Source organism: Microcoleus sp. D3_18a_C4, assembly GCF_036702415.1.
GTDB lineage: Bacteria > Cyanobacteriota > Cyanobacteriia > Cyanobacteriales > Microcoleaceae > Microcoleus.
The window spans coordinates 21,133-37,814 of the sequence record NZ_JAUBTI010000037.1; the positions used below are offsets into that span (position 1 = coordinate 21,133).

At 47.0% G+C, this 16,682-nt stretch carries 15 protein-coding genes; 7 read left to right on the forward strand and 8 right to left on the reverse strand.

The window, feature by feature from the left end:
* The 3 genes from QUB16_RS17590 to QUB16_RS17600 all read right to left on the reverse strand — a co-directional run.
* Window positions 1-1,970: DUF4347 domain-containing protein (locus QUB16_RS17590; RefSeq protein WP_333317976.1), on the reverse strand; the 1,970-nt coding region annotated here is incomplete at its 3' end.
* Window positions 1,971-2,172: 202 nt separating this feature from the next.
* A complete protein-coding gene (locus QUB16_RS17595; RefSeq protein ID WP_333317978.1) occupies window positions 2,173-2,865 on the reverse strand; it encodes a response regulator transcription factor in 693 nt (230 codons plus the stop codon).
* Entirely contained in the window at window positions 2,862-3,962 is a 1,101-nt protein-coding gene (locus QUB16_RS17600) for a HAMP domain-containing sensor histidine kinase (RefSeq protein ID WP_333317980.1), read from the reverse strand. The genes QUB16_RS17595 and QUB16_RS17600 overlap by 4 nt, the downstream gene beginning before the upstream one ends.
* A 645-nt stretch (window positions 3,963-4,607) precedes the next feature.
* On the opposite strand from QUB16_RS17600, the gene kdpA reads away from it, so the two are divergent.
* The 6 genes from kdpA (at window position 4,608) to QUB16_RS17630 (ending at window position 12,326) form a co-directional block, all read left to right on the forward strand.
* The gene (gene kdpA / locus QUB16_RS17605; protein WP_333317982.1) at window positions 4,608-6,368 is read left to right on the forward strand and encodes a potassium-transporting ATPase subunit KdpA; all 1,761 of its coding nucleotides are present in this window, start codon (window positions 4,608-4,610) and stop codon (window positions 6,366-6,368) included.
* 78 nt (window positions 6,369-6,446) lie between these two features.
* The gene (gene kdpB / locus QUB16_RS17610) at window positions 6,447-8,540 is read left to right on the forward strand and encodes a potassium-transporting ATPase subunit KdpB (protein WP_333317984.1); all 2,094 of its coding nucleotides are present in this window, start codon (window positions 6,447-6,449) and stop codon (window positions 8,538-8,540) included.
* A 130-nt stretch (window positions 8,541-8,670) separates the two neighbouring features.
* Window positions 8,671-8,940, forward strand: coding sequence for a K(+)-transporting ATPase subunit F (gene kdpF / locus QUB16_RS17615; protein ID WP_333317986.1), 270 nt, complete (start codon window positions 8,671-8,673; stop codon window positions 8,938-8,940).
* 41 nt (window positions 8,941-8,981) lie between these two features.
* Entirely contained in the window at window positions 8,982-9,611 is a 630-nt protein-coding gene (gene kdpC, locus QUB16_RS17620) for a K(+)-transporting ATPase subunit C (RefSeq protein WP_333317988.1), read from the forward strand.
* A 74-nt stretch (window positions 9,612-9,685) separates the two neighbouring features.
* Window positions 9,686-10,837: a universal stress protein gene (locus QUB16_RS17625; RefSeq protein ID WP_333317990.1), complete on the forward strand. Its 1,152-nt coding sequence runs from the start codon at window positions 9,686-9,688 to the stop codon at window positions 10,835-10,837.
* 220 nt (window positions 10,838-11,057) lie between these two features.
* Entirely contained in the window at window positions 11,058-12,326 is a 1,269-nt protein-coding gene (locus QUB16_RS17630; RefSeq protein ID WP_333317992.1) for a sodium:proton antiporter, read from the forward strand.
* 93 nt (window positions 12,327-12,419) lie between these two features.
* Here QUB16_RS17630 and QUB16_RS17635 read toward each other — a convergent pair whose 3' ends face one another.
* The 5 genes from QUB16_RS17635 to QUB16_RS17655 all read right to left on the reverse strand — a co-directional run bounded on the left by QUB16_RS17635 (window position 12,420) and on the right by QUB16_RS17655 (window position 15,070).
* Window positions 12,420-13,055 (reverse strand): class I SAM-dependent methyltransferase, encoded by a 636-nt coding sequence (locus tag QUB16_RS17635; RefSeq protein WP_333317995.1) that lies wholly within the window; start codon window positions 13,053-13,055, stop codon window positions 12,420-12,422.
* A 6-nt stretch (window positions 13,056-13,061) separates the two neighbouring features.
* Window positions 13,062-13,523 carry a cupin domain-containing protein gene (locus QUB16_RS17640; RefSeq protein WP_333317998.1) on the reverse strand — a complete coding sequence of 154 codons (462 nt, stop codon included), beginning with the start codon at window positions 13,521-13,523 and terminating at the stop codon, window positions 13,062-13,064.
* Between the two features lie 152 nt (window positions 13,524-13,675).
* Window positions 13,676-14,053, reverse strand: a complete 378-nt coding sequence (locus tag QUB16_RS17645; protein ID WP_333318000.1) for a HEPN domain-containing protein — start codon at window positions 14,051-14,053, stop codon at window positions 13,676-13,678.
* 2 nt (window positions 14,054-14,055) lie between these two features.
* Window positions 14,056-14,544, reverse strand: a complete 489-nt coding sequence (locus QUB16_RS17650; protein WP_333318002.1) for a hypothetical protein — start codon at window positions 14,542-14,544, stop codon at window positions 14,056-14,058.
* Window positions 14,545-14,590: 46 nt separating this feature from the next.
* Window positions 14,591-15,070, reverse strand: coding sequence for a hypothetical protein (locus tag QUB16_RS17655; RefSeq protein WP_333318004.1), 480 nt, complete (start codon window positions 15,068-15,070; stop codon window positions 14,591-14,593).
* A 148-nt stretch (window positions 15,071-15,218) separates the two neighbouring features.
* Here QUB16_RS17655 and QUB16_RS17660 point away from each other — a divergent pair, with 148 nt between their 5' ends.
* Window positions 15,219-16,673, forward strand: a complete 1,455-nt coding sequence (locus QUB16_RS17660; RefSeq protein WP_333318006.1) for a folate/biopterin family MFS transporter — start codon at window positions 15,219-15,221, stop codon at window positions 16,671-16,673.
* Window positions 16,674-16,682: the final 9 nt, after the last annotated feature.

Here is a 16,682-nt window from a genome sequence, read left to right on the forward strand (position 1 = left end):
GCTAAAACTCCCTCACCAACAGCCACGTTCAGGACTTGACCGTGAAGGGTTTTGTAATTGTCAATTACTGCAAACGGTGGATTATTTGTGACATTAATATTTGCTAAAATTGCTGGTGAAGTAGCAGCCCCATCGCTGACAGTGTAAGTAAAGCTGTCGAGTCCAACAAATCCTGGATTGGGAGTATAAGTAAACGAACCATCCTTATTCAATCCGAGAGTGCCATTGTTGGGATTTGTGACTAGAGTTGCCGTCCGCAAATCACCGTCAGAGTCGATGTCGTTGGCTAAAACTCCCTCACCAACAGCCACGTTCAGGACTTGACCGTGAAGGGTTTTGTAATTGTCAATTACTGCAAACGGGAGATTATTATTTGTAACGTTAATCGTAACTGTTGCTGGTTGGACAGATGAATCTGTGCCGTCGCTAACGTTATAGGTGAAGGTATCAGTGCCTACAAAGCCAGCTTTCGGAGTATAAGTGAAGTCGCCGGTGAGATTTAACTTGACTGTACCGTTGCTCGCGGTTGTAACTACCACGGCACTACGCGCGTCGCCGCTGTTGGCGTCGGTGTCGTTGCTTAAGACTCCCGCCCCAGAGACGCTGAGAACTTTGTCGTGCACGACGCTGTAGCTGCCGTCATCGACGGCCACCGGGAAATTATTAACCGAGATGGTGCCGAGAGTAAAAGCGGCACTTGCTTGATCCGTGGCGTCCCCGAAAAATAGGAAGTTTGGCTGGCTGTAGGGATTGTAGGGTAAACGCGGCTGGCTGGTTGCTGGATTAAATGCCGTGTAGTTCTGCAGCGGCTGATTTGTCAGGTTTGGTATTGCTGTAGGGCCGGCAAACAGCGTGTAAGTGGTGCCTTGGACTACCAGTTTGTAGTCGGTAGGAGTGCTGATATTAACAGGTGCATTTACTCCGCGAGTAAACAGCGGAGGAACTGATGTTGCTGTACCGCCGTTTTGAGCAAAAATGCCTCCGTTGGCACCGAGGTTGCGGTTGGTGAAACCCAGTTCAATGCCATTTTGAGCGTCACTGCTAATGGCGATGATGCTGAAACCTGCCCGATTGTCGCTATTACTGTTTTCCGCCGTAACTGCAACTCGAAAAGAAACGCTGTAACCGTTAGTAAGGTTGAGGGCCGGGAAAGTTGCGTTGACTGGAGTAAATGTTCCTGGCGTCGCTGGCGGACTTGGAGGAGTGTATTTGTAGTTGGTGTAGCCTGCATAGCCTGTAGTGTTATTGGCCGCCGTCACGCTAGCAGTATTAATGCCCGTGTTTGGCGAGAACGCACCTGTAGCTTGGATACCACCACCGTATGGGAGAAAAGCAGATATGGGAAGAGGTACTTGTCCGTAAGCTAATTGAGTAGTGCCCGATGCCCCGATACCGGCGGGCGATCCGGCTGGAAAGTTACTGCTGCCGTCGTAGAGGGTTAGGTTGAACACAAATTCATAAGCGGCCATTGTGGCGGGGTCGATCGCCAGCCCAGAGGACACCGCCCCAGTTGTATAATCTAATTCCCAATCTCCGCCCATAGCGGAACTGCCGATCGGCGATCGAGAAGCCGCAATTTTTGCCTTGGTTAGCTGACTCAGTTGCTGCACAAAGTTAGCGCCCTTCTCCCCCGCCGCTACATCACACCCATAAAGCAAAATCTCTCCACTGTCTGCCAGCGATCGCGACCAACGCTGCAATTGTTTAGCATAAGTTTTTAAATTTGTCAAGTTTAGATCGATCGCGCCTAGCAGTAAACTCGCGGGGCGGCCGTGGGAGATGATATGAATGCTTTTGATATTGCTGCGATTCGCTAGTGCCTCAGTAATTTGTTCTACTCCATCCCGCGCCGCATCGAGGGTAATAACTTCTGTCCCCGCTGCGATGCCGTTGTGGAGAGTTTGGCTGTCGGGAAGGGCAGAGTCGATAAAGGCGATCGAACTAAAAACTGAACTGATAAAATTTGGCATAATACACCTTTGGTTAGATGACGGTAGGAAAATTAAGGCGTATCTAGCTTAGCAAGTTCAAATATTAAATGTCATGAGTAAAATTAACAATCAAGACGAATACTAATTTTCCGTGAACCTGCAACAGAAGCATCTTGATAGGGGCGGGTTTAGCCAATAATTCCTTTAAAAAACCGACAATTCCGGTACAATACCCGCCCTATCAAGGTTCGATCGCCAAAAGTTCTTCTGCTACCAATCCTTTCTGAATAGCGAGTACAGCAGCTTGAGTGCGATCGCGCACTTCTAACTTTTGCAAAATCGCGTGCACGTGAACCCGTACAGTCCCCGGAGCAATGTACAATATTTGTGCAATTTCCTGATTGCTTTTCCCCCCCGCAACTAAAGCCAAGATTTCCTGTTCTCGCTTCGTCAGCGGATTTTCCAAAACTTCCCATTTTGACCCAACTTTCACAGGTTCAGGATTAGCAAAAACTGCCCGAATTTCCGCAGTTGCCGCCTTATCCCACCACGAAGCACCCGCCGCTATCGATCGAATTGCCAAAACCAAAGTTTCCGCCGCAATTCCCTTGAGGCAATAGCCCTGAGCTCCCGCTGCAATTAATCTTTCAATTAAGGATTTTTGAGAATGAGATGTTAAAATTAAAACCGGAATTGCTGGATGTCGATCTTTAATTTGGCGGCACGCTTCAATACCGCCAATTCCCGGCAAACCGACATCGAGAACTACCACATCTGGTAAGTGTTCCTGAGTCAATTCTACTGCTGTTTCGCCATCTTCTGCCTCGGCAATTACTTGCAAGCAACTTTCTTGCTGCAACCTCGTTTGCAGCCCCAACCGAAACAGTTCGTCGTCTTCAACTAGGAGAATTCGCAAGGGATAAGCTGGTTTCATTTCTGTGGGATAGCAGGGAGTCGGAATCCAAATAAAGCACCGTGTGGCAATTTATTTTCTGCCCAAATTATACCGCCGTGCGCGTCAATAATTTGGCGAGATAAGTATAACCCCAATCCCGATCCTTTGGCTTGCCGATCGCTGTGTCCTTGATAAAAACGCTCGAACAAGTGGGGCAGTTCATCGGCGGTAATTCCTAACCCGCTATCGATAACTTTGACCACCTGAAAACTCGAATAAGATTCCATGATTATTTCTACCTTGCCACCGCGAGGAGAATGGTTGATGCCGTTTGTTAGCAAATTAACAAAAACGCGCTGGAGTTGCACCGCATCGCCATTTACCCACAAAGACCGACGGAAATCTGACTCTCCGTAACTCATACTAATGTAAACCCGGCGCGCCGCAGATAAATCGGTGAGAGTTGCGATTACTTCTTCTGCCAAAGCTACTAAATTTACGGGCGCAAGTTGCAGTTTTAAACCTTCGGCATCGTTGCGGTAAACATCCAGCAGCGTTTCTACTAATTGTAGTGACATTTTGTGCGATCGCGCCATTGTTTCGAGAACTTTTTGCTGACTGGCGGTGACATCCCCAAATTTTGCTGACTGAAAAGCTTTAATTGTTTCTATAGCCCCCAGCATCGGCGTTTTCAAGTCGTGACTCAAAGTAGAGACAAAATCTTCTCGGATGCTTGCTAGCTGCTGCTGCGACTGCAACTCAGCTTTAGCGATCGCGATCGTCTCTTGGTACTGCTGGTTGCGATCGCTCAAATATCCCGTCACCCCTAAAGCCATGACTGCGATCGATCTATTTGCGACAGTGGCTAGGGCGATCGCTTCTCCAGGAGGAACAAACAAATTTAACAGCGTCAAAGCTGCCGATAGCAGCGTAATTTGTAACTTACCCAACCGACTCAAGCGCGAATTGGCCAGTAAAATCGGGCCCGTATACAAATACCCAAACAGATACTCCGACGGCGTAGTAAATTCTAGCAGTGCAACAATCGCAAATAAAATTGCGATCGACCACCTCCCCCGCAAATACTTCTCTGGAAGAGCCAGGTTTTTTGGGATAGCCGATAAACTTTTAAACATCCTCAATCAATCCATTTTATATTTTATATTTTCACAATTTTTTTTCCTACTAGCTTCTACCTTAGCATAGTTAGATTTTTTGAAAATTTTTCCCCTATTCTCGCGCAAAAGCATCGCGTTTAGCAAACATCTATATCTCGGAGTATAGACATTTAACCCGCTCTAAATATTCATATATTCTGAAAAATATAGAGCGAATAAGCCTACTGTGCAAACAGCAATTTATACCGGAAAGCTGATTATCCAATTTTCTAACAGTGAGTATAGTAATCAGTAAAAGTAGATAGCATTTTTGGGCTAACAGAAGTGACAGATAAACTTTGTCTAATCAAAGCAATTTCAGTTTCATCCAAATTAACAATAGTTATGGTGGCGCGCTCTTAAATGCTATACAATTGCTCGAAGGCTGTCAAAGCACGGAATTAGCAAAAAAAAACGAGGAATTCTCGCCAGGGAAAACCCGCTGGTGCTGTTAATCCCTCTGGCTGCGGAGATTGCATTTTAGCAGCAGCATTGAATTCGACGATCGCCCCCAAACTGAAAGTGACCTGCAAAAAAATATCGCCCGGTTTTTGGAACCTTCCACCTAACCGATTTGGCGATCGGCAAAACCCCTTTATCCAACGATAAAAAATTGGCTCAGTTATGCAGCAAGGATTACTTCAAATCGCATTAACCCTAATCATTTTAATAGCAATCGCGCCTGTCTTCGGCAACTACATGGCGCGGGTGTACACGGGAGAAAAAACCATTCTCGATCCAGCTATTAAACCTGTAGAACAACTCATCTATAAAGCCAGCAATATCCGGTCTGTAGATTCCATGACAGGTTGGCAATATGCCCGATCGTTACTCTACAGCAACGCAGCAATGGGCATATTTGTTTTTTTAATTTTCATGCTTCAGGGAGTGCTGCCTTTAAATCCCACCAGCCTCAGTACGCCAACCTGGGATACAGCGCTGCATACAACTATTTCATTCCTCACAAATACCGACCAACAGCATTACTCCGGCGAGACAACATTCAGTTATCTATCCCAGTTAACTCTGGGTTTTTTAATGTTTACCTCAGCCGCTACAGGTTTAGCAGTAGGCATTGCCTTTATCCGGGGATTAACCGGCCGCCCGCTGGGCAACTTTTACATCGATTTAATTCAATCAATCACCCGAATTCTACTGCCCCTTTCTTTGATAATAGGCTTGTTTTTGTTAATTTCAGGAGTGCCGGAAACCCTCGCCGGGCCGGCCGTTGCCCCTACCTTAGAAGGCGGCACACAAGTAATTGCTCGCGGCCCAGTTGCTCACTTTGAAAGTATCAAACAACTCGGAGAAAATGGCGGCGGTTTTTTTGCCATTAACTCGGCTCACCCCTTAGAAAATCCTAACCCTTTTACTAACTTGCTGGAAACACTAGCAATGGTTTCTATACCAGCAGCTATGATTCACACCTACGGCAGATTCGCCAACAACAAAAAGCAGGGATGGCTGATTTTTTGGATGGTGTTTGCCATCTACGTTGTCTTGATTGGCATTGCAGCCTTTGGCGAGTACGGCGGCAACCCTCAAATTAATAATTTACTGGGCGCGCAACAACCAAATTTAGAAGGTAAAGAAGTGAGGTTTGGCTGGGCAGAAACTGCACTGTGGGCGGTGACTACGACTGGCACAATGTGCGGCGCTGTCAACGGAATGCACGATTCTTTAATGCCGCCCGGTGGTTTTGTTACTTTGTTTAACTTGTTTTTGCAAATCGTTTGGGGCGGACAGGGAACCGGAACGGCTTACTTATTTATTTACTCAATTTTGAGCGTATTTCTCACCGGATTAATGGTGGGGAGAACGCCGGAATTTTTGGGGCGCAAAATTGAGAAACGGGAAATTGTTTTAGCCAGCGTTGTTTTGTTAATTCACCCGATCGCAGTTTTAATCCCCGGTGCAATTACCCTCGCCTTTACCGACAGTTTGAGCGGCATCAGCAACCCCGGATTTCACGGCATTTCCCAGGTGATGTACGAATACGCTTCGGCGGCGGCTAACAACGGTTCCGGCTTGGAAGGATTGGCCGACTCTCAACCCGCGCCGACAGGAGTTTGGTGGAATTTAAGCACCTGTTTTAGCTTGCTGTTGGGGCGCTACGTTCCAATTATTGCCCTGCTGCTTTTAGCTGACAGCATGACGAACAAACAACTGGTTCCCGAAACAACGGGCACTCTCAGAACCGATTCAGTTTTGTTCACTAGCGTAACCGCAGGAGTAATCTTAATTCTGGGCGCGCTGACATTTTTCCCAGTTTTAGCTTTAGGGCCAATTGCCGAAGGATATGAAATTAGCAGCGGCAAGTTTGAACCTGGATCGATAACTGTACCCACAACACCTTTAGCAACACCAACTCCTCCACCTCTGTAGCGAAAAATCTCACCCTCACTCTTCTCTTTCTCTGTGTTCTCTGTGTTCTCTGTGGTTCATTAAAAATCCCAAATCGACATGACCTCTTCCCATACTCCAGATTCCCCAAAAAAACCTGCTAGAGGCTCTCGCGAGTCTCGCAAGCATACGCCGAAAGCAAATACTAAAGGCCTTTATCAAAGAGCTTTTAAAGAAGCTTTTGTCAAGCTGAACCCGCGGGTGATGCTAAAAAATCCGGTGATGTTTGTGGTGTGGACAGGCACAATTGTGACTGCACTTTTGACGATCGACCCCACGCTGTTCGGCCCGGTTTTCGGCAAAAATCAGGTAGTTTTTAACGGTTTAGTGACGTTAATTTTGTTCTTCACTTTGGTATTTGCTAATTTTGCCGAAGCGGTAGCCGAAGGGCGCGGCAAAGCCCAAGCAGATGCGCTGCGATCGACCAAAGCCGACACAACAGCCCGCAAACTCCTACCAGACGGTTCAATTCAAGAAGTTAGTTCGACATCCCTGAGACGCGGCGACCAAATTAAAGTGATCGCAGGCGATGTCATTCCTTCCGACGGCGAAGTGATTGCAGGCGTCGCGTCGGTGGATGAATCTGCGATCACTGGCGAATCCGCGCCGGTGCTCAAGGAACCGGGTTCGGACATCGCCAGTTCCGTCACCGGCGGTACGCGCATCCTCTCTGACGAACTGACGCTGCGGGTAATGGCCGACCCGGGTAAAGGGTTTTTGGACAGGATGATCGCGCTGGTGGAGGGGGCTGAAAGGTCGAAAACGCCCAACGAGATCGCGCTGACTGTGCTGCTGGCGGTGCTGACTCTGGTGTTTTTGATTGTGGTATCGACGATTGGGCCGATCGGCAATTACGTCAAAACTCCCGTGGGCGTGGTGACGCTGATTTCGCTGCTGGTGGCGCTGATCCCGACGACGATCGGCGGTTTGCTGAGCGCGATCGGCATTGCGGGCATGGATCGCGTCGCTCAGTTTAACGTGATAGCGACCTCTGGACGCGCCGTGGAGGCTTGCGGTGACGTGAATACGCTGATTTTGGACAAAACGGGGACAATCACGCTGGGGAACCGTTTAGCCGAGGAGTTCATTGCGGTAAACGGTCACTCGCTGGCGGAGGTTGCGAGTGTAGCCCTTGCTGCAAGCCTGTTTGACGATACTCCAGAGGGAAAGTCGATCGTCCGTTTGGCTCAGAATTTGGGCGCACAGGTAAATTTCGATCGCACCAACGCCACGGGGCTTGATTTTGCCGCAAAAACGCGGATGTCTGGCACGGATTTGCCCGATGGGACGGAGGTTCGCAAGGGTGCGGTGGATGCGGTGAAGGGTTTTGTGCGATCGCGCGGCGGCAATTTCGGCCCGGATCTCGATGAAGCTTACGAGCGAGTTTCGCGCTTGGGAGGCACGCCCTTAGCTGTTTGTCAAGGCAGCGACACCTACGGCATTATCTATTTAAAAGATGTCATCAAACCGGGAATTCGCGATCGGTTTGACCAACTGCGAAAAATGGGCATCCGCACAATAATGCTCACCGGAGATAACCGAATTACAGCATCAGTAATTGCCGATGAAGCAGGGGTTGACGACTTCATTGCCGAAGCAACTCCCGAAGACAAAATCGATGTAATTCGCAAGCAACAAGCAGAAGGCAAATTAGTAGCAATGACAGGAGACGGAACCAACGACGCACCCGCACTAGCCCAGGCAAACGTAGGACTCGCGATGAATTCTGGAACCCAAGCCGCTAAGGAAGCAGCGAACATGGTGGACTTAGATTCCGACCCCACCAAACTAATTGATTTAGTTACAATTGGCAAACAATTGCTGATTACTCGCGGCGCGCTGACTACGTTTTCGCTAGCCAACGACATTGCGAAATATTTTGCAATTATTCCGGCAATATTTGCCCCTGTTGGCGCTTTAAACGTCATGGGTTTAGCCAGCGGTCAATCGGCTGTTTTGTCCGCATTAATTTACAATGCTTTGATTATTCCCGCTTTGATTCCACTAGCATTAACTGGCGTAAAGTTTAGACCTTTGAGCGCCAATCAACTGTTGCAGCGGAATATTTTAATCTACGGATTGGGCGGAGCAGTGGCGCCGTTTATCGCCATCAAAGTTATTGATGTTTTGATTGCCGCCGTTGGGCTAGCATAGAGCGAGAAAGCACGACACGGATTTTGACACGGATACACGGATTAATCTCGTTCCCAGGCTCTGCCTCGATTTTTCCAAAAAAATTATCCAATAGAAAGACAGATATTTCTTCCCAAAATAAGGAGAATTCATGAAACGGAATGATTGGCTGAATGATATTTTTCCCAGAGATTTCCAAGAAATTATTGAGTTAGCACAAATGCTTTGGCAGCGCCACCCAATCCCGGTGCAGCTATTTCTGGTAATGTGTTTCAATGCGATAATTGCCCCCGCTGTTTACGCGGCTGCGGGTGAAGATTTGACCCGAAAAGCTGTCTGGGGTTTAAGTCTCCTGGGTTTGGTGGTTATCGCCCTTTCTATTTACCTGTTTGTAGTCATCTTTCAGCCGGAAAGATTTTAGTCAATAATTAACCCTTAGCAAATAACCGAGCCAGGTAATTTATGAGAGAAATAATTAGAGCCATTCGCGTTACCCTGGTTTTATGGGGAATTACAGCCATTATTTACCCTTTAATCTTGCTAGTAATCGGTCAAATTGCCTTCAACTCCCAGGCAAACGGCAGCTTAATTACCAAGCAAGGAGTTATAGTCGGTTCGTCGTTAATTGGTCAACCTTTCTCCTCAGAAAGATATTTTTGGGGTCGTCCCAGCACGACAAATTACAGCAGCTTTGCGACAGAAAATTACGATCCGACAAAGGGAGAAAATTTTAGTCAAAGAACAGGTGTTTCGGGAGCTAGCAACATTGCCCCCAGTAACTCGGATTTGCTGAAGCGAGGTAATGAAAAAGATGGTTTTCAGGGGGTGCAAGTTGAATTAGATCGTCTCAGCAAAGCTGGTATCAAACCGACTGCTGATTTAGTCTACACCTCTGGCTCTAGCCTCGATCCGCACATTAGCCTAGAGGCAGCTAGGGCGCAAATTCAGCGGATAGCAACGGTGCGATCTCTCAATTTCAATCAAGTAGAAATGTTGGTAGCCAAAAATACAGATGGCAGATTTCTCGGCATTTTCGGCGAACCGGGAGTTAACGTCCTCAAACTGAATTTGGCTCTCGACGGTTTACAATAGTTTACAACTGTCGGCAGTCATCGGTCATAAACTGACTGATGACTGGAGATTGACTAACTACCCACTACTTAGCTATGATTCACTCTAGCGAAATTACCAACAATCCAGACGCGGTTTACGCCCAACCAAACCGCACTTACGATCGCACCCCCCGCCGGGGAAAGCACAAAATATTTATCGGCATGGCCCCCGGTGTCGGCAAAACGTTCCGAATGCTCGAAGAAGGCCATAGGCTCAAATCAGAAGGCATTGATGTGGTAATTGGACTGTTAGAAACTCACGGGCGGAAAGAGACAGCAGCTAAAGGCGAGGGACTAGAAATAGTGCCCAAAAAACAAATGCTGCGCGGCGAAAAAATGCTCACCGAAATGGATACGGATGCTGTCATAGAACGCCGTCCTCAATTAGCATTAATAGACGAACTGGCTCATACAAACGTTCCCGGTTCTCTGCGAGAAAAACGATATCAAGATGTCGAAGAAATTCTCAAAGCTGGGATTGATGTTTTCTCCACGCTCAACATTCAACACATAGAAAGTCTCAACGATTTAGTAGCTCGAATTACCGGAGTTGTAGTGCGAGAGCGAGTGCCCGATCGCGTCCTCGAAGATGCTGACGAAATAGTGGTTGTCGATGTCACGCCGGAAACTTTAGAAGAAAGGTTGCTAGAAGGTAAAATTTATGCTCCCGAAAAAATTGAACAATCTTTAGAAAACTTTTTCCAGCGCCGTCATTTAATCGCTTTGCGAGAACTCGCCCTGCGAGAAGTCGCAGACAATGTGGAAGATGATGCAGCAACATTAAAAGGTCAATCTTGCAACATTCACGAACGAGTTTTAGTGTGCATCTCGACTTATCCGAATTCCTTGCAACTGCTGCGGCGGGGCGCGAGGATTGCTAGCTATATGAATGCCCCATTTTATGCTGTGTTTGTCAACGATCCAGACCGATTTTTAACAAAAGCAGAAAGCTTGCACGTTGAAACTTGTGAGAAACTCTGTCAAGAATTTAAGGGGCAATTTTTGCGGGTAAACGGCACTAATATAGCCAAAGCGATTTCCGAGGTAGCTAAACAGTATCGCATTACTCAAATTGTGATCGGCGAAAGCCAGCAATCCCGCTGGAAATTGTTGCTGCGGGGTTCTTTGACTCAACAGTTAGTGCGATCGCTCAAACACGTAGATTTGCACATCATCGCTACCGAAACAAGTGGTCTTTGTAATTAATTATTAGTCTTCAGTCAGTAGTCATTAGTCTTTAGTCAGATGAATGCAGTAAACAATTCCGGGCGATTGTAAGTCACGGAGTTTACGGGCCCCAAAGACCAAGCCCGCCGCCGCAGCCTAAAAGCATAAAAAATTTGGTATAACAACTGCAACTTTCGGAGGATAGCTGAATCTAGCGGGCGGTGGATGCGCCAGAAGCTTTTACGTGTCAAAATCGCACTTGGTAAACCTGATTAAAAGTGCGATCGCTATGGTGGATGATTACATTCTCAACTTGCTAGTTATTGGCATCCTCCTGCTTACCGTTACCTTGGGTTCCGGCTGGATTTCGCGATTGCCTGTATCTTATGCCTTAATTTATCTCATTGTCGGTATCGGATTGGGGCCCTACGGCATCAAGCTGATTGACTTGCGTCCCGAAGCTGAGTTTTTAGAAAGACTTACAGAATTTGTAGTTATTGTTTCTCTGTTCAGTTGCGGCTTAAAAATGAATCGCCCGCTGCAACTTTGGGCCTGGAATTCCACAGCGCGGCTGATCGGTTTTTTAATGCCAATTTCGATTTTTGCTGTTGCTGCGATCGGTCATTGGTTTGTGAAATTAGATTGGGGCCCGGCGATTTTACTGGGAGCAATTCTCGCTCCCACAGATCCAGTTTTAGCCTCAGAAGTTCAGTTAGCGGATATAGACGATCGCGATGAATTGCGCTTTGGTTTAACATCCGAAGGCGGTTTGAACGATGCTTTAGCTTTTCCCTTTGTTTATTTCGGCATTTATGCGCTAAAAGATAACAACTGGTCGAAGTGGTTTTCGCAGTGGGTAGCAGTTGACTTGATTTGGGCGATCGCCGCAGGTATCGTTATGGGAATTTTAGTAGCTAAAGCCGTCACCTGGATCGATCGGCAACTCCAACGCTATCGACCGGCCGATCAATTAATGGAAGATTTCATTGCTCTGAGCACAATTCTGATCGCATATTCCCTCACAGAAGTAGTCAACGGCTACGGATTTCTCGCAGTTTTTGTAGCAGGAATTGTGGTGCAGGGGAGTTACCGCAACCCAGAAAAGCCGCTTTCCCAACTGCACTTTACCGAGCGCATTGAAAAGTTAATGGAAGTAGCAACTATTTTACTATTAGGTTCGCTTTTGCGCCTAGAGCCTATGTTGGCCTATGGAGGATACTCCCTCTTAGTAGCTGGATTGTTAATTTTTTTAATCCGGCCTGTGGGAGCTTGGGTTAGTACGATCGGCAGTCCTTTACATCCCGCCCACCGCTGGCTTTACGGTTGGTTCGGCATTCGTGGTGTCGGTTCTATCTATTATCTTACCTATGCTTTGGGTAAAGGTTTGAAGGGCGAGACCGCCGAAAAAATTGCCTGGATTACCTTTACAACCATCGTACTTTCTGTGATTCTGCACGGCATTACTTCCACCCCGCTAATGAACTGGTACGAGCGCCGAATCAAACCTAAAGTCCCGGATTTAATTTAATTCAGTCACGCACCTCATACAGATTGTATGGGATATTTGTAGGGACACGGCACGGCCGTGTCCTTACCTAATCTAGGAATTTCATCAAATACTCTAAACAGGTTTCACCCCAACTAATAAAGCAAGTTCCCGCCACTTCCAATAACAGTCTGCATCGGTAAAACCAATTTCTCTAAACCAGCGCAATTGCGTTTCCACATCCAGCAATTTATTAGACGGATCGTCGGGCGAATCGCTAATACCCAGCGCCTCTCGAAATTTCTCGTGTAAAGCGGGAGTTGCGGACGCTACGTGCTCCAAATTGCAAAAAATGCCTCCAGGTTCCAAAAGCTCGAAAATCTCGGTGTAAAGCGAACGTTTGCGATCGTCTGCTACATGATGAATCGCAAAACTAGAAACAACCGCATCAAACTTGCCCAAATCCGGTAAGGATTCATCAAAATTGTGCTCGATTACCGTGACATTCTGGTCATCAGCAAAGCGAATTCTGGCTTTTTCCAGCATTGTCGGCGAAAAGTCGATCGCCACACATTCCACATTTGGTCGATCGCACTTAAGCAGACCCAGCAACCGCCCGTCTCCCGTGCCCACATCCAGAATTCGTTTAACATTTTTCGGCACTTCCTCCAACAAAACCGCTTCACCTTCAGTGCGGTGAGGAATTCCATCAGCCTTAGCAAGATACCACAAAGCGTGTTCCGCCGAAGTCCAAAGATTCACTTGACTCATAAATTTTCAACTCTCATAAACCTCGCCATTTTTGCGAGTAAAAATCCAACTATTCCCGTTAGCTTTCGCAATTAAATCATCATCTGGGTAATTAGCTGAATCACCAGCAGTGCGATCGCCAATTTCCAGATAAACAACATCTGCATTCGAGCGGTTGACTAAATGATGCCCATCTGCATCCCCCGCCGGAAAACCCGCCGCCATACCCGGTTTCAGCACTTGCTCTCCCGAATTTGTAATCAGAGTAACTTCCCCTTCCAGAACATAGATTAACTCATCTTGACGGGTATGCCAGTGCCTGAGAGCAGAACAACTTCCCGGTGCAATTCTCACCAAATTTACCCCAAAATTCTGCAATCCGGCAGCATCGCCCAAGCGTTTTTTAACTCTCCCGGCAACAGCAGATTGGAATTGCTGAGGGTACTTGGAACCCGTAATTTTCGGCACATTTTTAGGATCGATAATCATATAACAGTCCTAAATAGAATAGGGAAATCTTGCCCACATTACCTATCAACTTTAGATTGTAGACCAAGTAGGCAAATCCAAATTTTACACCCGGTGAAATCAAAAAAATAATTATCAAAACAGTGATTCGATCAGGCTTAAAACTTGACAGTTTATAAGTTGCTTAACTGAGAGATCACCCGCTGCGATCGCTTGACAGCTATTTTGCTAATCTTGAACAGTTCGGGTACATTATTGTTATAATCTGCTTCGTTTCGATCCCTCCTCAACTTTTCCAAGTTCCTCCCTATATTTTTACGATCGGCGTCCGAACTCTGTTTGAACTGCTGCACAACATACTTGTGAGCATCTGCCGTTTTCGGAATAGAATGCCCTTCTGTTTCCTGCAAGTAATTTCTAGCACTGATAAAAGCTGCATAATATGCCCGACTGATAGCCGATCGCATTTTGGCTTCTTGATTGGCAGGAGGAGTCGGTTGACCGAGAAATTCTTTTGCTAGATTCAGGTACTGCGACCAGTCAAAAGTCATTATTAGCGCACGCCACAACTAAAAACTCTCCGCACCTCATACGGCAGAGGTAAATACCAATCCTCAGATAATTTTTCTTCTTTGTCAAGTGCCTCGTCTATGATTTCATCGGCGTCACCATCAATAATAATATCCAGAAATAGCTGCGCGGAGTCAATAAATTCCGAGTCTGCCTCAACTTCAAGGCACAACTTTTTACCGGGGAAGTAATTGGAAATTTTGTCTGGTGCTTCCAGCAATATGGGAATCAAAAACTGATATTTTTCTAGGAACTGCAATATTTCTGTTTCTCCCCGGAAGCTGTACAATTTTTCCAAAGATTTAATATCAGCCAAAGAAACTGGATTTAGCTGGGTTAAGCTGTCGTGCAGCAGCATCTCGGCTAGGCTGTTGGCATCAACTCGACGGCGTTTTGCTTCTGCCAAAAGCCTTTCGCTGTCTTCAGGAGACAGTTGGATTGTTAGGGTTTGAGAATTGCTCGCGGTTTGCATATAAGTTGTATAATCTAAGCTTTGTTTTTCCTGTTTCCATTCTGCCTTATTCTAACGGTTTCAAAGTCGTAGGATTTTCCCGAATCGGTTTAATAAAACGGCTGTTCGCCCGCACAAAACAATTACCCTTATCCGTGGAAACAGGCAGCCAACCCTTGCCTTGATTGTCAGAAATCATAATTTGATTAGCATTATTTCCCGTCACCGCTTCCAAGCGCTGTCCGCGCCGAAACGCAGTCACGACAGGCCACTGCGAAACATTGTGTTTATTTCTTTCAAACAACTCAGCAGGCGCATCCAAACCGTCTACAGAAATTGAGCGAAATCTCTGAGCCATCCGGCAATTCAACCCTTTAGAATCAGAGTCAACAACCAACCAATTTACCTGCCTGTTGCCCCGCTGTCTCGCAGGCGGCACCGGATAATCACCTTGCTTGTTAGCAACAGGTATTGCTAAGGCTAAATTACTCCCCATTCCTAAAATCCAAGCCACTGCCAGAAAGACAATTCTAATTTCTGCTTTCATTGCTACCACAAATCCTTTAATTCGAGCTCATCACAATTTTATAGTGGCTGCCACCTCCCCGTCACTTTCGCATCCCACCTCCGACAGTTCCCGCAAACCATTAAGAATGTGTTATAAATATTGAGATTCATTAAGAAATATTGCTCAAATGCTCGTTTCCCCCTCCGGCGTCAGCAAACTCAAAGAATCTTTAAAAGAAAAAGTATTCTTTGGGAATGAGCCAACCCCCGAACTCATAGCCATCTTACTGATTTACTTCGTCCAAGGCATTCTCGGACTCGCCCGCTTAGCCGTCAGCTTCTTTCTCAAAGACGAACTAGGTATGAGTCCGGCAGAAGTCTCGGCAATGTTGGGCGTCGTCGCCCTGCCTTGGATTATCAAACCCGTGTTCGGCTTTATGTCTGACGGGTTGCCGATATTCGGCTACCGCAGACGCCCTTACATCGTTCTTTCCGGGCTGCTGGGAACGTCAGCATGGGTGAGCCTCGCAACAATTGTACACACACCGCTGGCAGCTACAGGCGCGATCGCCCTGAGTTCCCTATCCCTAGCCGTCAGCGACGTAATCGCCGACTCCCTGGTAGTCGAAAGGGCCAGAAAAGAATCCGTTACCGACGCCGGTTCCCTGCAATCCTTGTCTTGGGGCGCTGCAGCCCTAGGCGGACTAATTACCGCCTACCTCAGCGGTTCCCTGCTGCAACACTTCAGCACCCACACTATCTTTTTAATCACCGCATCTTTCCCGCTAATTGTATCAGCCACAGCTTGGTTAATTGCCGAAGAAAAAACCAGCAAAAGAACCGACTTTGAAACAGTCAAAGACCAATTCAAACAACTACGGCAAGCTGTTACCCAAAAAACAATTTGGCTGCCCACAGCCTTTCTCTTCCTCTGGCAAGCCACCCCAAGCTCAGACTCCGCCTTCTTCTTTTTCACCACTAATGAATTAGGCTTTCAACCAGAGTTTCTCGGCCGAGTGCGCCTCGTTACCAGCATTGCCTCCCTCGCCGGCATTTGGCTGTTTCAACGCTTCCTCAAAACAGTTCCATTTCGAGTAATTTTTGGCTGGTCAACCGTCATAGCGACAGCTTTGGGCATGACTACTTTATTATTAGTAACTCATGCCAACCGAGCTTTAGGAATTGACGATCAATGGTTCAGCATAGGAGACAGCCTAATCCTGACAGTAATCGGACAAATTGCTTATATGCCGGTGCTCGTACTCTCCGCCAGATTGTGTCCCCCAGGCGTCGAAGCAACTTTATTTGCCGTGTTGATGTCAGTTACCAACTTAGCAGGACTTATTTCCCACGAAGGCGGCGCACTTTTGACCCACTTGCTAGGAATTACCGATCGCAATTTCGATAACCTCTGGCTGCTAATAGTCATCACAAACCTGTCCACACTTCTGCCCCTACCCTTCTTAAATTGGCTGCCCGCCGAGAGTACAGAAAGCAGCGATCCAAACTCTCAAAAGTCTCTCCCGGTATTAGAACCAGAACCGGGCAGTTCCAAACCAGGCGGACAGCATTTCATGCCCGAATACTTTCCCGACTTAGTACCCACAGTAAGGTCACAAAGGCGCACTGCAGATAGCAAATAAAGGCAAGCA

Coding starts and splice junctions, on each gene's coding strand:
- QUB16_RS17595 (WP_333317978.1), bottom strand. CDS start 2,865: ATGAAACCAGCTTATCCCTTGCGAATTCTCCTAGTTGAAGACGACGAA.
- QUB16_RS17600 (WP_333317980.1), bottom strand. CDS start 3,962: ATGTTTAAAAGTTTATCGGCTATCCCAAAAAACCTGGCTCTTCCAGAG.
- kdpA (WP_333317982.1), top strand. CDS start 4,608: ATGCAGCAAGGATTACTTCAAATCGCATTAACCCTAATCATTTTAATA.
- kdpB (WP_333317984.1), top strand. CDS start 6,447: ATGACCTCTTCCCATACTCCAGATTCCCCAAAAAAACCTGCTAGAGGC.
- kdpF (WP_333317986.1), top strand. CDS start 8,671: ATGAAACGGAATGATTGGCTGAATGATATTTTTCCCAGAGATTTCCAA.
- kdpC (WP_333317988.1), top strand. CDS start 8,982: ATGAGAGAAATAATTAGAGCCATTCGCGTTACCCTGGTTTTATGGGGA.
- QUB16_RS17625 (WP_333317990.1), top strand. CDS start 9,686: ATGATTCACTCTAGCGAAATTACCAACAATCCAGACGCGGTTTACGCC.
- QUB16_RS17635 (WP_333317995.1), bottom strand. CDS start 13,055: ATGAGTCAAGTGAATCTTTGGACTTCGGCGGAACACGCTTTGTGGTAT.
- QUB16_RS17640 (WP_333317998.1), bottom strand. CDS start 13,523: ATGATTATCGATCCTAAAAATGTGCCGAAAATTACGGGTTCCAAGTAC.
- QUB16_RS17645 (WP_333318000.1), bottom strand. CDS start 14,053: ATGACTTTTGACTGGTCGCAGTACCTGAATCTAGCAAAAGAATTTCTC.
- QUB16_RS17650 (WP_333318002.1), bottom strand. CDS start 14,544: ATGCAAACCGCGAGCAATTCTCAAACCCTAACAATCCAACTGTCTCCT.
- QUB16_RS17655 (WP_333318004.1), bottom strand. CDS start 15,070: ATGAAAGCAGAAATTAGAATTGTCTTTCTGGCAGTGGCTTGGATTTTA.
- QUB16_RS17660 (WP_333318006.1), top strand. CDS start 15,219: ATGCTCGTTTCCCCCTCCGGCGTCAGCAAACTCAAAGAATCTTTAAAA.